An 18,246-nucleotide genomic window follows, 5' to 3' on the forward strand; every position below is an offset into this window, starting at 1 on the left:
TTCCCGCCGCCCCGAACTCCCTTACGGGCGCGCGTCGCTGGAGGCCGTCACGCCCACCCGGCGCCCCACCTCCTCGACGGCGGCCCGACACCCTCGCCCTCGCCACCTTCAGGACGCTCTCAGAGCAATAGACTCACCGCACCGAAGACAATGCATTCCATTGCACCGACACATGGCGCCACATTGCACCGAAAACAGTGGGCCCTTTGCGTCGAGGCCACGAACACCCATGGCCGGCCACGGACTTACCGGGCCGACTCCCGCGACCGCGTGGCACGATGGTCGAACACGGGGAAAACCCGAGGAGTTGTCCGCGGAATCGCAGACGGGCTGGGCCACGGGAGCTGACGGAAGGGGACCCGGTGAGCACGTTCAACAAGGGGATCGAGAAGGTCGTGGTGGCACTCGGATGGGATCCCAGCCCCATCGGTGAGCCGGACATCGACCTGGACCTCATCGCGGCGACGTACCCGGCGGACGCGCCGCACGGAGAGCCGGCCTACCTGGTGCACTTCGACAGCCGATCGCCGGACGGGACCATCACGCTCAACCGGGACAGCCGGACCGGCCAGGGATTCGGCGACGACGAGGTCATGACACTGGAGTTGGAGCGACTGTCCGAGCGCTACGCCCGCGTGGTGGTGGGCGTGGTGATCCAGCAGGCGCACGGCCGCAAGGTCTTCGGCGAGGTCGCCAACACCCTCGTCGAGGTACGCGAGGGATACACCAGGCTGGCCCGCGACGACTTCGCCGGCGTTCCGGACGCGACCGCGGCGGCCTGCGCCGAGTTCGCGCGGGACGCCTCGGGTGAATGGCGGTTCCAGCCCGTACTGCGCGGGTTCGACACCGACCCGGATGAGTTCACCCGGCTGATGGGCGCCTGACGGTCACCCACGGCAGAGGTGGAGGGGAGGCGGCGACGAGCCGCCTCCCCTCCGACGTTCCACCACCGCGCACGCGCCCCGGGGCCCCGGCATAACCGCTTGCCGCACTCCTCGCTCGTGCCCAGGATTACCGCCATGTCTGTTCTCACCGCGCCCGACGGAACCCCGCTCGCCTATCACCTCGTCGGGAAAGGCGAGCCGCTGCTCTGCCTTCCCGGTGGCCCGATGCGCGCCTCCGCCTACTTCGGCGATCTGGGCGGAATGGCGGCCCACCGGCAATTGATCCAGCTCGATCTCCGCGGCACCGGTGATTCGGGCATTCCCACCGATCCGGCGACCTACCGCTGTGACCGGCAGGTGGACGACGTCGAGGCGCTCCGGGCCCATCTCGGCCTCGCATGCGTCGACGTTCTCGCGCACTCCGCCGCCGGCGATCTCGCCCTGCTCTACGCGGCCCGTTATCCGACGCGCATCCGCAGCCTCACCCTGGTCACCGGCCGGGCCCGTGCCCTGGGCATCGAGTTCACCGAGGCGCATCGGCGGGAAGCGGCCGCCCTGCGGTCCGCCGAACCGTGGTTCCCGGACGCGTACCGCTCCTACGAGGCGGTCTGGGACGGCACCGCCACGGATGCCGACTGGGACGCCATCGCCCCGTTCTTCTACGGCCGTTGGGACGCGGCGGCCAAGGAGCACGCCGCGTCGGAGGTGGCGCAGACCAACGAGGAGGCCGCGGAGCGGTACGCGTCCGCCGGTGCCTTCGACCCGGCCGCGGCGCGGGCCGCCCTGGCCTCGCTGGATGCGCCGGTACTGCTGCTCGCGGGCGAACGGGACAGCGGCCCGCTGCCCCGAGTCGCCGCGGAGATCGCCACGCTGCTGCCCGGCGCCACGCTGACCGTCCAGCCGAGCGCCGGCCACTTCCCGTGGCTGGACGACCCGGAGCGTTTCACCCGGACCATCGGGGACTTCCTCCCGTAGGCCCGCGACCGCCCCGGACGCGACAGGGCGGTGGAGCCGGGTCTCCCCGTACTCCACCGCCCTGGTCAGCTCAGGCTCACCGGCCGCTCACCGGCCGCTCACCGGCCGTCGCCCCCTCGGGGCGCCGGGCTCAGCTGCAACCGCTGGTCGAACCGCAGCCCTCGCAGAGGTAGCAGCTGCCGGCCCGCTGCATCTTGGTGCCGCAGGAGAAGCACAGCGGCGCGTCGGCGTTGATGCCCAGCTGCATCTCCACCAGCTCGGCGTTGGTGTGCGCCTGCTTGGGAGCCGGCGCGGCGGTCTCCTCGACGGCCTTGATCGCCGGGGCCGGGTCCTTGACCGTGTCGGTCTGCCGGGGCGCGGACTGGGCCAGGCCCTCCACGTCGACCTCGTCCTCGGGCAGCTCGTAGGAGCCGGTCTCCAGGTGGCGCTGGCGCTCCTCGACGGAGTGGATGCCGAGGGCCGAGCGGGTCTCGAACGGCAGGAAGTCCAGCGCCAGGCGGCGGAAGATGTAGTCGACGATCGACTGCGCCATCCGCACGTCCGGGTCGTCGGTCATACCGGCCGGCTCGAAGCGCATGTTGACGAACTTCGAGACGTAGGTCTCCAGCGGCACGCCGTACTGGAGGCCGACCGAGACCGCGATGGAGAAGGCGTCCATCATGCCCGCGAGGGTCGAGCCCTGCTTGGACATCTTCAGGAAGACCTCGCCGAGACCGTCGTCCGGGTAGGAGTTGGCGGTCATGTAGCCCTCGGCGCCGCCGACGGTGAAGGAGGTGGTGATCCCCGGGCGGCCCTTGGGCAGACGCTTGCGGACCGGACGGTACTCGACGACCTTCTTCTCCGCGGTCTTCGCGGCGGCCTCGGGCTTCTTCTCCTCCTCCTTCTTCTTGGCGGAGAGCGGCTGACCGACCTTGCAGTTGTCGCGGTAGATCGCGAGCGCCTTCAGGCCGAGCTTCCAGCCCTGGAAGTAGACGTCCTCGATCTCCTCGACGGTGGCCGACTCCGGGACGTTGACCGTCTTGGAGATCGCGCCGGAGAGGAACGGCTGGGCCGCGGCCATCATGCGGACGTGACCCATCGGGGAGATGGCACGCTCGCCCATGGCGCAGTCGAAGACCTCGTAGTGCTCCGGCTTGAGGCCGGGGGCGTCGACGACATTGCCGTGGTCGGCGATGTGGGCGACGATCGCCTCGACCTGCTCGGGCTGGTAGCCGAGCCGCTTGAGCGCCTTGGGGACCGTGTTGTTCACGATCTGCATGGAGCCGCCGCCGACCAGCTTCTTGAACTTGACGAGCGCCAGGTCCGGCTCGACGCCGGTGGTGTCGCAGTCCATCATCAGGCCGATGGTGCCGGTCGGGGCCAGCACCGACGCCTGGGCGTTGCGGAAGCCGTTCTTCTCGCCGAGGCGCAGCACGTCCTGCCAGGCTTCGGTGGCCGCGGCCCAGACCGGGGTGTCCAGGTCGTCCATGCGCACCGCGCTGCCGTTGGCGTCGGAGTGCTGCTTCATGACGCGCTTGTGGGCGTCGGCGTTGCGGGCGTAGCCGTCGTACGGGCCGACGACCGCGGCCAGCTCGGCGGAGCGCTTGTAGGAGGTGCCGGTCATCAGCGAGGTGATGGCACCGGCCAGGGCGCGGCCGCCGTCGGAGTCGTAGGCGTGGCCGGTGGCCATCAGCAGCGCGCCGAGGTTGGCGTAGCCGATGCCCAGCTGGCGGAAGGCGCGGGTGGTCTCGCCGATCTTCTCGGTGGGGAAGTCCGCGAAGCAGATCGAGATGTCCATGGCCGTGATGACCAGCTCGACGACCTTGGCGAACCGCACGGCGTCGAAGGACTGGTTGCCCTGGTCGTCGTCGTTGAGGAACTTCAGGAGGTTGAGCGAGGCGAGGTTGCACGAGGAGTTGTCCAGGTGCATGTACTCGCTGCACGGGTTGGACGCGGTGATGCGACCGGTCTCCGGCGAGGTGTGCCAGTGGTTGATGGTGTCGTCGTACTGGATGCCGGGGTCGGCGCAGGCCCAGGCGGCCTCGGCCATCTTGCGGAACAGGCCCTTGGCGTCGACCTCCTCGATGATCTCGCCGTTCAGCCGGCCGCGCAGGCCGAACTTCGCGCCGGACTCCACGGCCTTCATGAACTCGTCGTTCACGCGGACCGAGTTGTTGGCGTTCTGGTACTGGACGGACGTGATGTCGTCGCCGCCCAGGTCCATGTCGAAGCCCGCGTCGCGCAGCGCGCGGATCTTCTCCTCTTCCTTGACCTTGGTCTCGATGAACGCCTCGACGTCGGGGTGGTCGACGTCCAGGACGACCATCTTGGCCGCGCGGCGGGTGGCGCCACCGGACTTGATGGTGCCGGCGGAGGCGTCGGCGCCGCGCATGAAGGAGACCGGGCCGGAGGCGTTGCCGCCGGAGGAGAGCAGCTCCTTGGAGGAGCGGATGCGGGAGAGGTTCAGGCCGGCACCCGAGCCGCCCTTGAAGATCATCCCCTCTTCCTTGTACCAGTCCAGGATCGACTCCATGGAGTCGTCCACGGAGAGGATGAAGCAGGCGCTGACCTGCTGCGGCTGCTGGGTGCCGACGTTGAACCACACCGGGGAGTTGAAGCTGAAGACCTGGTGGAGCAGGGCGTAGGCCAGCTCGTGCTCGAAGATCTCGGCGTCGGCCGGGGAGGCGAAGTAACCGTTCTCCTCGCCGCTCTTGCGGTACGTCTTGACCACGCGGTCGATGAGCTGCTTGAGGCTCGACTCGCGGGCCGGGGAGCCCACCGCGCCGCGGAAGTACTTGCTCGTGACGATGTTGACCGCGTTCACCGACCAGGAGTCGGGGAACTCGACGCCACGCTGCTCGAAGTTGACCGAGCCGTCGCGCCAGTTGGTCATGACGACGTCACGGCGCGCCCACACGACCTCGTCGTACGGATGCACGCCGGGGGTGGTGTGGATGCGCTCGATACGCAGACCCTTGCCAGCCTTGCTGCCCTTGGCGCGGGAGCCTCGTGCCGGGCCGCTCGTCGTCTCTGTCATTCCGCCTCCCTGTACGGGCAAACGCCCATATGTGCACACAAATTCCGTGGCACGGTGTATGTCTTCCCGCACCGGGGCGCCCTGCTCTCGCCCCGACCCGGGTCTGGAAGTGCGCGCCGAACTCAGTCGGCGGCGGTGGCGGGCACGGGAACGGCCGGCTCGCCGGCCTCCTCGTTGCTCCCGCCGTGCGCGGGCGGCCCCTGCTCGCGCTGCTCCCGCAGCTCGGCGATGGCCGCCTCGAAGTCCTCAAGTGAGTCGAACGCCCGATAGACGGACGCGAAGCGCAGGTACGCGACGAGGTCGAGTTCCTGCAGCGGGCCCAGTATGGCGAGCCCGACGTCATGGGTGGTCAGCTCGGCGCTGCCGGTGGCGCGCACCGCCTCCTCGACCCGCTGGCCGAGCTTGGCGAGGGCGTCCTCGGTGACCGGACGCCCCTGGCACGCCTTGCGCACCCCCGCGATGACCTTGGTGCGGCTGAAGGGCTCGGTGACCCCGCTCCGCTTGATCACCATGAGTGACGCCGTTTCGACGGTAGTGAACCGGCGGGAGCAGTCGGGGCACTGGCGGCGCCGGCGGATCGACGTCCCGTCGTCCGTGGTGCGGCTGTCGACGACCCGACTGTCCGGGTGCCTGCAGAAGGGGCAGTGCATGGCTCCACCCTCCTCACCCTCGAAAACGGACGCACGCCAACGGAACCGGCGTACGGCGACGGAACCTCCGGCCGGTCCGTACGGGCCCTTCGGAGCAGCCACAAGCATAGGCGATCCGCGGGGTCCGACTGACCCGGCACCACAACTTGTAGGCGGTCGAACGCATCTAAGCACTAGATGTGGTGTCGGGGTGCTTATATCTGCCTACCGCGTGTCGCGGCGGCCACGGGGCGGCGGGCCGTCCAAGAGGGTACGGGAAGCCACCCGGCGCGGGGGCCGCAGGGGCGGGGATGACACAATCGGCCACGTCGCGGCGAACCTCCCCCGCGGCACCGTCCCACGCTTTTCGGGACGGGTTCCGGCCGGCATTTCGGACAGGAATCCGGACGGGAATCCGGGGCGGGACGTCCCGGAGGACCGAATTGCCATTCGGCCATACACCGCGGCACTTGATCAGGTCAGCCAATCGCGGAATTTTTCACTCGAACGTGTGTTTGGCGCAACCTTTCGAAAGCAACTACCGTTGGCTAACTAGGGAGAACATTTCGAGAGGGGCCGACGTGACCACCACCGCAGACAGCGCGACCATCACCGCACAAAGCCACTCCCAGAGCCGATTCGAGCAACCGCAAAGGGCACCGCGGCCGATGGAAGACACCACGTCGGACTCCGAAGAGCACAAGCCGACCCGTTCGCTGCCGGGGCGCCCCCCGGGCATTCGCGCCGACAGTTCCGGGCTCACCGACCGCCAGCGCCGGGTGATCGAAGTGATCCGGGATTCGGTGCAGCGGCGCGGATATCCCCCGTCCATGCGGGAGATCGGCCAGGCCGTCGGGCTCTCCAGCACCTCCTCCGTCGCCCACCAGCTGATGGCCCTGGAGCGGAAGGGCTTCCTGCGCCGCGACCCGCACCGCCCGCGGGCGTACGAGGTCCGTGCGTCGGACCAGCCGACGAGCGCGGCGACGGAGACCGCCGGCAAGCCCGCCGCGTCCTACGTCCCGCTGGTCGGCCGGATCGCGGCCGGCGGCCCGATCCTTGCCGAGGAGTCCGTCGAGGACGTCTTCCCCCTGCCCCGTCAGCTGGTCGGCGACGGCGAGCTGTTCGTGCTGAAGGTCGTGGGCGACTCCATGATCGAGGCGGCGATCTGCGACGGCGACTGGGTCACCGTCCGCCGCCAGCCGGTCGCGGAGAACGGCGACATCGTCGCCGCCATGCTCGACGGCGAGGCGACCGTCAAGCGCTTCAAGCGCGAGGACGGCCATGTATGGCTGCTGCCGCACAACGCCGCGTACCAGCCCATCCCCGGCGACGAGGCGACCATCCTCGGCAAGGTGGTGGCGGTGCTGCGCCGGGTCTGACCGCGCCCCCACGACCGAGCCCCGGGAAGGAACCACTGCGCCGGTTCCGTCCCGGGGCTCTGCGCTGTCACAGCGGGCCCCGCTCCCCGGCTACTCCCCCGCCGCCTCCTTGGCCGCCTTGTCGATGGCGGCCAACGAGCGGCGGACCTGATTGCGGTCGGTGGTGTACCAGAAGTCCGGCATGGACTTGCGGAGGAAGGAACCGTAGCGGGCTCGCTCCACGCGCGGGTCCAGCACCGCGACCACGCCGCGGTCGCCGGTGGCGCGGACCAGACGGCCCGCCCCCTGCGCCATCAGCAGCGCGGCATGAGTCGCCGCGACCGCCATGAAGCCGTTGCCGCCGGCCTCCTCCACGGCCTTCTGCCGGGCGCTCATCAGCGGATCGTCCGGCCGCGGGAAGGGCACCCGGTCCATGACCACCAGCTGACAGTTCGGGCCCGGGACGTCCACGCCCTGCCACAGCGACAGGGTGCCGAACAGGCACGTCCGGGCGTCCGCGGCGAACGTCCGGATCAGCTCGCCGAGGGTCTCCTCGCCCTGGAGGAGGACCGGCATGTCGAGCCGGCCGCGCATCGCCTCCGCCGCGGCCTGGGCGCCCCGCATCGACGAGAACAGCCCCAGCGTCCGGCCACCGGCCGCCTCGATGAGCTCCGCCAGCTCGTCGAGCATGTCGGTGCGGCTGCCCTCCCGGCCCGGCTGGGCGAGGTGCTTGGCGACGTAGAGGATGCCCTGCTTGCCGTAGTCGAACGGCGAGCCGACGTCCAGGCCCTTCCAGACCGGCTCGTCCTCGCCCGCGGTGCCCTCCGGGCCCAGGCCCAGCGAGGCGGCCACGCCGTTGAAGTCGCCGCCCAGCTTGAGGGTGGCGGAGGTCAGCACCACGGAGCGGTCGGTGAAGAGCTTCTCCCGCAGCAGACCGGAGACCGACAGCGGCGCCACCCGCAGCGACGCCCCGCTGAAGCGAGGCGCGGCTCCGCCGCGGGGCTCATGGCGCTCGTACCAGACCACGTCGTACTCGGAGCCGTTCGCGATGCGCTCGGCGACGTCGTGGACGTTCTCCACCGCGGCCAGGGCCTGCTTGCGGACCGCGTCCTCGTCCTGGACGGACTTGTCGCGGGTCGAGCCGAGCGCGACGATCACCGTGCGGGCCGCGTCCCGCAGCGCCATCAGGCAGTACGCCAGCTCCTCGGGGATCTCCTCCAGGCGGCCGGGCAGCGCCAGCTCCATCAGCCGCTCGAAGGTCTCGGCGGCGGTCTGGAGCTGATCGGCGGCCTTCTCGTCGACCAGCTTGGCGGCGCGCCGCACGGCGCGGTTGACCTGGCCGGGGGTGAGCTCGCCGGTGGCCACGCCGGTGACCCGGGAGACCAGCTCATGCCCCTCGTCGATGATCAGGACCTCGTGCTGCGGCAGGACCGGCGCGCCCTCGATGGCGTCGATCGCCAGCAGCGCGTGGTTGGTGATCACCACATCGGCGAGCTTGGCCCGCTCCCGGGCCGCCTCGGCGAAGCACTCCGCGCCGTACGCGCACTTCGAGGCGCCCAGGCACTCCCGGGAGGAGACCGAGACCTGGCCCCAGGCGCGGTCCGAGACGCCGGGGGAAAGATCGTCGCGGTCGCCGGTCTCGGTCTCGTCCGCCCAGTCGCGCAGCCGCAGCAGGTCCTTGCCGAGCTTGCTGGTCGGCGTCGCCTGCTCGAAGACGTCGAAGAGGCCGTCCTCCTCGTCCTGCGGGGCGCCCTCGTGGAGGCGGTGCAGGCAGAGGTAATTGGAGCGGCCCTTGAGCATCGCGAACTGCGGCCGGCGGCGCAGCTGCGGATGCAGCGCCTCGACCGTCCGCGGCAGATCGCGCTCGACGAGCTGGCGCTGGAGGGCGAGGGTGGCCGTGGCGACCACCACCCTCTCGCCGTGGGCCAGCGCCGGCACCAGATAGCCGAGGGACTTTCCGGTGCCGGTGCCGGCCTGCACCAGCAGATGGGCCTGGTCGTCCACGGCCTCGGCGACGGCCTCGGCCATGGCCACCTGGCCGGGCCGCTCGGTGCCGCCGACGGCGGAGACGGCGGCGTGGAGCAGATCGGGGAGAGAGGGCTTCGTCATAGCGCTTGCAAGCCTACGCGGGACCACTGACAGCGCGGGGCGATCACGGGACAGGCAGGGATCACGGTGCGTACAGGGGGTTGGGGACGGTGCCGTGCACGGCGGCGTGCGGGCGGTCGCGGCGATCGCGGTAACCGTCCACATGCAGCCGGTTGCGGTTCAGACAGAGCCGCTCGATCTTCGGGGTGAGCAGGTCGAAGGTCTCCTGCCGCTCCTTGAGGTGCGGGAACCGCTCGTGGTGGCGCAGGATCTCCGCCCGGACGAGTGACCAGAACTCGCCCTCGGGTACGCCGAGTTGCTCCTCGCACAGCGGCGCCAGATAGCGGAAGACGCCGACGAACAGGCCGGAGTGGATGAACTGGGTGAGAAACGCCGGGGGTTCGGTCAGCAGCACCGCCCGGACGTCGTCCGACATGGTGTCCTGCTCGGGCAGCGGCTGGGCGCTGGTGTTGACGTCGTCGACGAAGTCCTTCATGGCCAGCCGGGTGGGGACGTCGTCCTCGTCGAAGACGACGATGGCGTTCTCACCGTGCGGGGAGAAGACCGTGCCGTACTGGTAGAGGAAGTGCAGCAGGGGCGGCAGCAGCGCGCCGAACAGCCGGGCCAGCCAGTCCCGCGGGGACAGGCCGGAGCGGTGCACCAGCTCCGCGGTCAGGGCGCGGCCGGCGGGGTCGGTCTGCAGCAGGGAGGCCAGGGTGCGGGCGCGCTCCCCCGGGTCGAGCCGGCCGGCGAGCGGCTCCCGCCAGATGCAGCCGAGCAGTTCCTTGTACTGGTAGGGGACGCCGGGGAGCCGGTCGTAGAGGGGGTGCTCGACGGTGACCGAGGCGGTCTCGCCGAGCAGGATCACCCGGGTCTCGTCGCGCAGATACGTATCGCCGTCGCGCAGGCCGTGCACCCAGGCGGTGACGGCGGGGGCGGCCAGGGTGCGCTCGGTGGGCAGACCGCGCCAGACCAGGGTGTTGAGGATGGACAGCGGCAGCTTGACGGTGCGCGCCCGGGGGCGGGTGAGGTTGAGGAAGGTGCGGATCGATTGCTGCGGGAGCCGCAGGTCGTCGTCGCTGGGCAGCGGGACGAGGGATCGGTCGGCGAGTTGCGGGGCGAAGAGCGGGGCGATGGTCTCGTCCCACTGCCAGGGGTGCACGGGGAGGTAGAGGTAGTCGGCCGGGTCGCGGCCGGCGTCGGTCAGGGTGGCGGCGAAGGCGTGCCGGGTGGCCGGGGCGAGTTCCTCGCCGTAGAGGCGGTCGGGGGTGGCCAGGGCGGGGACGCCGCGGTAGTGGGCGATGCTGCGGTGCGCGGCGAGCCAGGGCAGCCGCTGCGGGGTGCGGGCCTCGGGGGCCCAGGTCTCGGCGTCGGCGGCGGAGAAGCCGAGGCGGCCCTTGTTGGCGACGAGCCAGGGGTGGCCGGTCTGGTGGCCTTCGAGGGCGGCGTAGTCCAGGTCGGCGAGTTCCGCGGCGCTGAGCGCGGTGGCGTCCAGGCGGGTGTCGGCGGCGAGGGTGGCGGTCAGCTCGCGGATGAGGTGGCCGGTGGTGTCGCCGGACAGGCTCAGGACGGTGTCGTGGGCGTGGGTGAGGAAGCGCAGCGGATCGGCGTGCGGGGCGATCGAGTGGGGGTCGACGCGCCAGTGCCCGTAGGCGCTTCTGTGCGCGGTGAAGCGGTAGGTGAGGTCGTCGGTGACGCGTAGGCGGTAGCGGGGGCTGCCGTCGGGGGCGGTGCCGTCGGGTTCGGGGACGAGGATCTCCTCGTAGGCGAATTCCGCGAGGGTCTTGGCGAAGAGCCTGCGGGCGGCGCGCTGCCAGGCGTCGTGCGACGGGGTGTGCCCGGCCGTGGTGGACGGGGCGCGGCGGTCGGCGGGAGCGGAGGGGCGGGACGCAGGAGACAAGGTGGGACTCCTCGGGACGGGACCGGCACGTGCGGGGGACAACCGGGCCGGCGGGATGGATGGCGGACCGGGCCGGGGCCGTCGACAGACGGCCCCGGGGTCAGAGCAGGTGGCGGTGGGCGCGGTCGCGGATCATCAACGCCGCGCGTTTCTCGGGGAGTTCGATCTCCTCGGCGTAGCGGAAGCCGGCGCTCAGGAACGCCGCCACGGAGCCGGTGTTGCACAGGTCCGGTTCGGCGAGGACGCGCCCGCACCGCGGGCGGTGGTCGAGGACGAGGTCGGCGGTGGCGCGCAGCAGCGTCGTGCCGAGGCCGCGGCCGCGGTCGCCGGTGCCGCCGATGAGCAGGTGGATGCCGGTGTCGTGGGGGCGGGCCCGGTAGTAGCGGGCGATCCGGTCCAGATCGGCGCGGTAGATCTCCCAGTAGCTCATCGGGACGCCGTCCAGCACGCCCAGACACGGCACGCTGCGGCCGTCGCCGTCCAGCTGGGGGCGCAGATGGGCGGCGGTGGTCTCCGGGGGGCCGGCCAGTTCCCAGAAGGCGGCGACGGCCGGATCGTTCATCCAGGCGACGATCCGGTCCAGGTCGCGGTCGAGGTCCACCGGGACGAGGGCGAACGCCCCGACGGGAGTGGCGGCCGGTGGCCAGCCGGCCAGGTCGTCCAGCAACGGGCCCGCGGCCGGGGTGGGGGCTGCGGGCGGCGCCGCGCCGGGGTGGGGCGCGGGCCGGTCGCCGAAGGTGTCGTCCGGCGCGGTGGTGGGGCCGGAATCGGTGGGTGGCACGTGACGCTCTCCTGTGGGGCTGGGGGACAGCAGGACCTAGAGCGCGAGCGGATTGGACAGGGTGACGTAGACGGACTGGGTGTCGACCGGGCCGACCAGTTCGTCCAGGCCGTGCAGCCTGGTCGCGAGGTTGGCCTTGCAGCGCAGGGTGCGGGCGGAGAGCAGGCGCTCCGGCAGGGTGGAGCGGTGCGCCCGGGGCGCGGCGGCGGCATCGACGAGGAACCGTCGGAAGGCGGCGAGCAGCACCTCCTCGCGGATCAGGCGGGCCGCGCCGAACGCCCCGATGAGACCGAGGACGTTGTTGATGCCGAGGTAGTAGGCGAACCGCTCGTCGGTGACGTCGTCGGCGACGAAGGTGTCGCTGGCGGTGCCGATGCCGGGCAGTCGGCTCTCCAGTTCGGCGCGGCGGGAGGTCCGGAAGTAGTAGCCCTGGTTGTCGCGGTAGCGGCCGCCGGCCGGCCAGCCGTCCGCGTCCAGCAGGACGAGGGTGTTCTGCTGGTGGGCCTCCAGGGCGACGCCGGCCGTCCCGTCGAGCCACAGGACGGGACGGACCACCGCTTCGAGGTAGCGCAGGAACCACTCCGTGGCCACCGCGCCGGCCGGCCGCCCGGTGCGGGCGCTGAGCGCGCCGACCACGCTCTCCAGGCGGGAGCGCATCGCGCCGTGGCCGGGCCAGGGACGGGGCGCGGTGAGTCCGGCGAGGCAGACGGCGTCGTCGTCGGGACCGAAGGGCTGGTGGCGGATGACCACGTCGAGGCCCTGGACGGGGGTGCCGTCCGGCCCGTCGACGGCGAGGTAGGCGGGGTCGCGGACGATGTCGAAGCCGGGGGTGCCGGGGAAGGCGGCCCGCCACTGCGCGGCCAGGCCGGTGCGCAGCAGTCGGTGCACCTCGACGCCGCGGATCAGCTCCTTGCGGAGGTTCTCCCGGCGGGAGTTGGTGATGCGCAGGCCCAGGGAGAGCTTGAGCATGGCGGGCGCCCCGGGGCGGCAGACCGTGCGGACGGAGGAGGTGGGGTACCAACGGGGGCCGTGCGGGCCGAGGTCGTGCAGCAGTCCGGCGTCGCGCAGCGCGGCGGTCTCCGGGCGGGCGGCGAGGTCCCGGGCCTGCCAGGGGTGGAGCGGCAGGGGCACCGTGCCGTCGGGGAGCGGCAGGCCCTCGCCGGCCAGTTCGGCGGTGAGCTGCCCGGCCGGCACCGTGCGGCCGCGCTCGGTCCAGGCGGAGTCGGCGGCGACCGCGGAGGGGTGGACGGCCACCCAGTGCAGCGGGAAGGCGCCGCGGAGTTCGGGCGAGTAGGCGACGGTCTCGGCGTCGGTGAGGCCCTCGCGGCTCTTGGGCGTGGGGTGCAGGGGGTGGCCCAGGAGGAGCGACTGCTCGGCTTCGAGGAAACGGGAGCCCTGTTCCTCGGCGGGGCGGGCGCGCCGGTCGGCGATGAACAGGGCGGTGGTGCGCACGGAGTTGGCGACCCGGCCGACGAGTTCGGCGCCGTCGCCATCCGGGGCCTGCGGGGCGTCGTCCGCGGCGGATGGTTCGTCGCCGTCGGCGACCCGGTGTTCGCCGCCGTCCGAGGCGCGCCGGTCGCCGCCGTGCGCGGCCTCGCGGCGCAGCAGGGCGGCGAGGGTGACGGCGTCCAGCGGGGCCGAGCCGGGCGGGGTGCCCTCCAGGGTGGGGGCGCCCAGGCGGTGCCAGCCGGTGGGTGACCAGTAGCGGACCGGGATGTGCAGGGCGGTGGCGCTGGCGTGCAGCGGGAGGCGCAGCCGGCCGCCGGCCGGGCGGGCGGTGCCGTGCTCGCGCAGCCAGCAGCGGAGGAGGTTCTCGATGCCGGCGGCGTCGGCGGCGACGGCCGGGTCCGGGTGGTCCAGGGGGTCGGCGTCGGGGTGGCGCACGGGGTCGTGCGAGCCGGGGACGCGGCGGCCGGCGGCCGGGGTCTGCTGGTGGCAGGTGTCGTCGCCGGGGCGGCGCTGCTGGCGCGGGACGGACGGCTCGATGAGGCCGGCCCCCTGGTGCGGGAGCGGGAGCCGTTCGGCCGCGTGGGCGGCGTCGGGGCCGGGGCGTTCGTTCATGCGGGGGTGCCTCGCAGTGTCGTGGGGGACGAGCCCGTGGGCCCGGGGGCGGTGCGGACGGCCGCCGCGATGGCGTCGGCGAGGCGGTCGAGGACCGCGTCCGCCTGTTCGTCGGTGAGGGTCAGGGGCGGCAGCAGCCGCACGACGGCGGAGTGCCGGCCACCGAGTTCGACGATCAGGCCGCGGTCCAGGCACGCCTGTTGGACGGCGGCGGCCAGCGCCGGGTCGGCGGGGCGGGCACCCAGCGGGTCGGCGTCGGCGTCGCGGTCGACGATCTCGATGCCGATCATCAGGCCCCGGCCGCGGACGTCGCCGATGCAGTCGTGGGCGGCGGCGAGCCCGCGGAGCCGGGCGAGCATCGTGGCGCCGAGCTCCGCGGCGCGGCCGGCGAGGCCGTTGCGGCGTACGTAGGCGAGGGTGGCGGTGCCGGCGGCCATGGCGAGTTGGTTGCCGCGGAAGGTGCCGGCGTGCGCGCCGGGGCGCCAGGCGTCCAGCTCCTCGCGGTAGACGATGACCGCGAGCGGGAGGCTGCCGCCGATCGCCTTGGACAGGACGAGGACGTCGGGGACGATGCCGCTCTGTTCGACGGCCCAGAAGGTGCCGGTGCGGCCGACGCCGGTCTGCACCTCGTCGACGATGAGCGGGATGTCGCGGGCGGCGGTGAGCTCCCGCATCCGGCGCAGCCAGTCGGCCGGGGCGGGGATCACGCCGCCCTCGCCCTGGACCGGTTCGAGGATCATCCCGGCGGGCCGGGGCACCCCGCCCTTGGGGTCGTCGAGGAGGTTCTCGGTCCAGCGCGCGGAGAGTTCGGCGCCGCGCTCGCCGCCGACGCCGAAGGGGCAGCGGTAGGCGTAGGGGTAGGGCAGCCGGGCCACGCCGGCGTGCCGGGCGCCCCCGGAGGCGGCCAGGGCGTCCGCGGTCATGCCGTGGTAGGCGCCGGAGAACGCGGCCAGGCCGTCCCGGCCGGTGGCGGTGCGGACGAGGGTGAAGGCGGCCTCGACGGCGTCGGTGCCGGCCGGGCCGCAGAACTGGATCCTGCCCTTTTCGGCCAACTCCTCGGGCAGGGAGGCGAAGAGTTCGGTGGTGAAGGCGTCCTTGACCGGGGTGGCGAGGTCGAGGATGTGCAGCGGCGCGCCGGAGTCGAGGACGGTGCGGATGGCTTCCAGGACCACGGGGTGGTTGTGGCCCAGCGCCAGGGTGCCGGCACCGGAGAGGCAGTCGAGGTAGCGCCGGCCGTCGGCGCCCTCGATGGTCAGCCCGCGGGCGCGCACCGGGACGATCGGCAGCGAGCGCGCATACGTACGGGCGGCGGACTCACGCAGGGCCTGGCGGCGCAGGATTCCCTCGTGGGCCGGCGGCGCGGCCGCCGGCACGGTTTCGGTCAACGCCACGGCAGTTGTGTCCTCCTGCTGGTGAACTGCTGGATACCGCGCGGGCCCGGCAGACAGCCCGGCCGTCCCCCGTACGTACCAACGACGCCACCCGCGCGGGAACACGGGCCACGTCAAGATCCTTGACGGCCGGGAACCGGGGACCCGAGTACCGCCGTCCCCCCGGACACCGGCATAGTGGGGGGCTGCACCCGGGTCTTGCGGTTCATGACAAGAACCGGACCGGGGGCTCCGCTCATGAGCCGCTCCGGCTCAGTCCGTTTGACACAGGGGGAGAACCACCCATGCGATCGATACGTCGGCCAGTGCTGGCCGCCGCCGCCCTCACCGCCGTCGTGGCGCTGACCGCGACCGGCTGCGGGCCGTCGGGCGACAACGCGGATGCCAAGCCGACCGCGTCGTCCCAGGACACCGCGGGCGGGGGTGCGATCAAGATCCCCAAGGAGCTCCAGGACAAGCTGAAGGAACACGGCGTCGACCTGGACAAGTGGAAGAACGGGGAGTGGAAGAACTGGGACAAGGACAAGTGGCTTCGCGAAGCCGGCGAGTTCATCAACCCGGTCATCAAGAACTTCTGGGACCCGGACAAGATCAATAAGGTCAAGCCGCCCCAGGACCCGAGCAAGCCCTCGGACATCACCGAGGACCAGGGCAAGACCGACCCCGAGCCGACCGCGGTCCCCGCGCGCTCGGTGAAGACGCCCTACACCTCCACCGCGCCCGGCGTGGGCCTGCTGCTGTTCAGCACGCCGAAGGGCGAGTCGCGCTGCTCCGCCACCGTCGTCAAGGACCCGGCGCACCCCGGCAAGTCCAACCTCGTCTGGACCGCGGCGCACTGCGTGCACGCCGGCAAGGACGGCGGCTGGTACCGCAACATGATGTTCGTGCCGAACTTCAACCGGACCGGCGCGTCGGCCGCCCAGATGAAGACCACCCCGTTCGAGGACCGCGTCCCGTCCGGCAAGTGGTGGGCGGACGACATGGCGACGACCAAGGAGTGGATCGCCGACGGCGGCGCCGTCCCGGGCGTGCCGATGGCGCCGTACGACTTCGCGCTGATGCACGTGAAGCCGGAGGAGAGCACCGGCGGCAAGTCGCTGGAGGAGATGGCCGGCAGCGCCTACGCGGTGGACTTCGGCGCCCCGGCGATGACGAAGATCTCCAGCCTGACGGCGCAGGGCTACCCGGCCGAGCCGCCGTTCGACGGCGCGACGCAGCAGTCCTGCACCGACAAGCCGACCCGGCTGACGCTGGACGCCAAGAAGCCGACCATGTACCGGATCGGCTGCACCATGACCGGTGGTTCGTCCGGTGGCCCCTGGTTCATCAAGGGCGCGGACGGCAAGCCGGTGCTGGTCTCCAACACGTCGATGGGGCCGCGTCCGGCCCAGTGGCTGGCCGGCCCGCACCTGGGCACCGAGGCCAAGTCCATCTTCGACGCGATGAGCAAGAAGTGGGCGAACCAGTAGCGACGACGTGAGCGGGCGGCGCCGGGCGACGGCGCCGCCCGCCCGTGGCGCCCCCACGGCAACGGCGAAGGCCCGCCCCCCGGGAAACCGGGGGCGGGCCTTCGCCGTGTCCTGCGTGCGTGCGGGTCCGAGCCGTCAGGCGGCCGGGAGGAACGGGCGGAACTCGGCGGCCAGTTCCTCGTGGACCCGGGCCTTGAGGACCGTGCCCTCGCCGGTGTGCTCCTCGGAGATGACCTCGCCCTCGGCGTGCGCCCGCGAGACCAGGGCGCCCTTGGTGTAGGGCACCAGCACCTCGATCTCGACCTGGGGGCGCGGGAGTTCCGCGTCGAGCAGGTTCCGCAGCTCCTCGATGCCCTCACCCGTGCGGGCGGAGACCACCAGGGCGCGCTTCTCCTGGCGCAGCAGCCGCTGGAGGGTCAACGGATCGGCCGCGTCGGCCTTGTTGACGATCACGATCTCGGGCACCTCGGTGGCGCCCACGTCGCGGATCACCTCGCGGACCGCCGCCAGCTGCTCCTCCGGCACCGGGTGCGAGCCGTCCACCACGTGCAGGATGATGTCGGCGTCGGCGACCTCCTCCATCGTGGAGCGGAACGCCTCGACGAGGTGGTGCGGCAGGTGGCGTACAAAGCCGACGGTGTCGGCGAGGGTGTACAGCCGCCCGCTGGGGGTCTCGGCCCGTCGGACGGTCGGGTCCAGGGTGGCGAACAGGGCGTTCTCCACCAGGACACCGGCGCCGGTGAGGCGGTTGAGCAGGGAGGACTTGCCGGCGTTGGTGTAGCCGGCGATGGCGACCGAGGGGATCTTGTTGCGCCGGCGCTCCTGGCGCTTGACGTCCCGGCCGGTCTTCATCTCCGCGATCTCCCGGCGCATCTTCGCCATCTTCTCGCGGATCCGCCGCCGGTCTGTCTCGATCTTGGTCTCACCGGGACCACGGGTGGCCATGCCGCCGCCCGTCGAACCGGAGCCACCGCCACCCATCTGCCGGGACAGCGACTGGCCCCAGCCGCGGAGCCTGGGGAGCATGTACTGCATCTGCGCCAGCGAGACCTGCGCCTTGCCCTCCCGGGACTTGGCGTGCTGGGCGAAGATGTCGAGGATCAGGGCGGTCCGGTCGACCACCTTGACCTTGACGACGTCCTCCAGGTGGATCAGCTGGCCCGGGGAGAGCTCACCGTCGCACACCACGGTGTCGGCCCCGGATTCGAGCACGATGTCCCGCAGCTCCAGGGCCTTGCCCGAGCCGATGTAGGTGGCCGGGTCCGGCTTGTCGCGACGCTGGACGACGCCGTCGAGCACCAGGGCACCGGCGGTCTCGGCCAGCGCGGCCAGCTCGGCGAGGGAGTTCTCCGCGTCCTGCACCGTCCCGGACGTCCAGACGCCCACGAGCACCACGCGCTCCAGGCGCAGCTGCCGGTACTCGACCTCGGTGACGTCCTCGAGCTCGGTGGAGAGTCCGGCGACGCGCCGCAGCGACGCGCGGTCGGAGCGGTCGTACTGGTCGCCGTCGCGCTCCCCGTCGATCTCGTGGCTCCAGGCGACGTCCTCTTCCATCAGGGCGTCGGCCCGAAGGCTCTCGGGGAGGCGCTGCCGGTCCTGTGGAAGGGAAGAAGAGGAGGTCATTTGATCCTTTGCGTCGTAGGGAGCCCCCGGGACCGGGCGGTCCCGTCGGGACTGGTGCGGCACTGCTTTTG

At 72.1% G+C, this 18,246-nt stretch carries 12 protein-coding genes; 4 read left to right on the plus strand and 8 right to left on the minus strand.

What is annotated here, in order from left to right:
- Window positions 1-362 precede the first annotated feature (362 nt).
- Both SNOUR_RS12060 and SNOUR_RS12065 read left to right on the plus strand, forming a co-directional pair.
- The gene (locus SNOUR_RS12060; RefSeq protein ID WP_067346385.1) at window positions 363-884 is read left to right on the plus strand and encodes a TerD family protein; all 522 of its coding nucleotides are present in this window, start codon (window positions 363-365) and stop codon (window positions 882-884) included.
- Between the two features lie 135 nt (window positions 885-1,019).
- Window positions 1,020-1,859 (plus strand): alpha/beta fold hydrolase, encoded by an 840-nt coding sequence (locus tag SNOUR_RS12065; protein ID WP_067346386.1) that lies wholly within the window; start codon window positions 1,020-1,022, stop codon window positions 1,857-1,859.
- 130 nt (window positions 1,860-1,989) lie between these two features.
- Here the strand turns inward: SNOUR_RS12065 and SNOUR_RS12070 are convergent, their stop codons facing one another.
- Complete coding sequence (locus SNOUR_RS12070; protein ID WP_067346387.1) at window positions 1,990-4,875, minus strand: vitamin B12-dependent ribonucleotide reductase; 2,886 nt, start codon at window positions 4,873-4,875, stop codon at window positions 1,990-1,992.
- Window positions 4,876-4,997: 122 nt separating this feature from the next.
- The gene (nrdR, locus tag SNOUR_RS12075) at window positions 4,998-5,525 is read right to left on the minus strand and encodes a transcriptional regulator NrdR (RefSeq protein WP_039632105.1); all 528 of its coding nucleotides are present in this window, start codon (window positions 5,523-5,525) and stop codon (window positions 4,998-5,000) included.
- A gap of 560 nt (window positions 5,526-6,085) precedes the next feature.
- Between nrdR and lexA the strand changes: the two genes are divergently transcribed.
- Window positions 6,086-6,883: a transcriptional repressor LexA gene (lexA, locus tag SNOUR_RS12080; protein WP_039632107.1), complete on the plus strand. Its 798-nt coding sequence runs from the start codon at window positions 6,086-6,088 to the stop codon at window positions 6,881-6,883.
- A 90-nt stretch (window positions 6,884-6,973) separates the two neighbouring features.
- Here lexA and SNOUR_RS12085 read toward each other — a convergent pair whose 3' ends face one another.
- The 5 genes from SNOUR_RS12085 to SNOUR_RS12105 all read right to left on the minus strand — a co-directional run bounded on the left by SNOUR_RS12085 (window position 6,974) and on the right by SNOUR_RS12105 (window position 15,083).
- On the minus strand, window positions 6,974-8,971 hold the full coding sequence (locus tag SNOUR_RS12085) for an ATP-dependent DNA helicase (RefSeq protein ID WP_067346388.1): 1,998 nt from the start codon (window positions 8,969-8,971) through the stop codon (window positions 6,974-6,976).
- 61 nt (window positions 8,972-9,032) lie between these two features.
- The gene (locus SNOUR_RS12090) at window positions 9,033-10,850 is read right to left on the minus strand and encodes an IucA/IucC family protein (RefSeq protein WP_067346389.1); all 1,818 of its coding nucleotides are present in this window, start codon (window positions 10,848-10,850) and stop codon (window positions 9,033-9,035) included.
- 100 nt (window positions 10,851-10,950) lie between these two features.
- Window positions 10,951-11,631 (minus strand): GNAT family N-acetyltransferase, encoded by a 681-nt coding sequence (locus SNOUR_RS12095; RefSeq protein ID WP_067346391.1) that lies wholly within the window; start codon window positions 11,629-11,631, stop codon window positions 10,951-10,953.
- A 36-nt stretch (window positions 11,632-11,667) separates the two neighbouring features.
- Window positions 11,668-13,692 carry an IucA/IucC family protein gene (locus SNOUR_RS12100; RefSeq protein WP_067346393.1) on the minus strand — a complete coding sequence of 675 codons (2,025 nt, stop codon included), beginning with the start codon at window positions 13,690-13,692 and terminating at the stop codon, window positions 11,668-11,670.
- A complete protein-coding gene (locus SNOUR_RS12105) occupies window positions 13,689-15,083 on the minus strand; it encodes a diaminobutyrate--2-oxoglutarate transaminase family protein (protein ID WP_067346395.1) in 1,395 nt (464 codons plus the stop codon). Before SNOUR_RS12105 ends, SNOUR_RS12100 begins: the two co-directional genes overlap by 4 nt.
- A 284-nt stretch (window positions 15,084-15,367) precedes the next feature.
- Between SNOUR_RS12105 and SNOUR_RS12110 the strand changes: the two genes are divergently transcribed.
- A complete protein-coding gene (locus tag SNOUR_RS12110; protein ID WP_174717864.1) occupies window positions 15,368-16,552 on the plus strand; it encodes a trypsin-like serine peptidase in 1,185 nt (394 codons plus the stop codon).
- A 135-nt stretch (window positions 16,553-16,687) separates the two neighbouring features.
- Here the strand turns inward: SNOUR_RS12110 and hflX are convergent, their stop codons facing one another.
- Window positions 16,688-18,175, minus strand: a complete 1,488-nt coding sequence (hflX, locus tag SNOUR_RS12115; protein ID WP_067346398.1) for a GTPase HflX — start codon at window positions 18,173-18,175, stop codon at window positions 16,688-16,690.
- Between the last annotated feature and the right edge of the window lie 71 nt (window positions 18,176-18,246).

Origin of the sequence: Streptomyces noursei ATCC 11455 (genome assembly GCF_001704275.1) — a bacterium.
In the GTDB taxonomy this organism is placed as follows: domain Bacteria; phylum Actinomycetota; class Actinomycetes; order Streptomycetales; family Streptomycetaceae; genus Streptomyces; species Streptomyces noursei.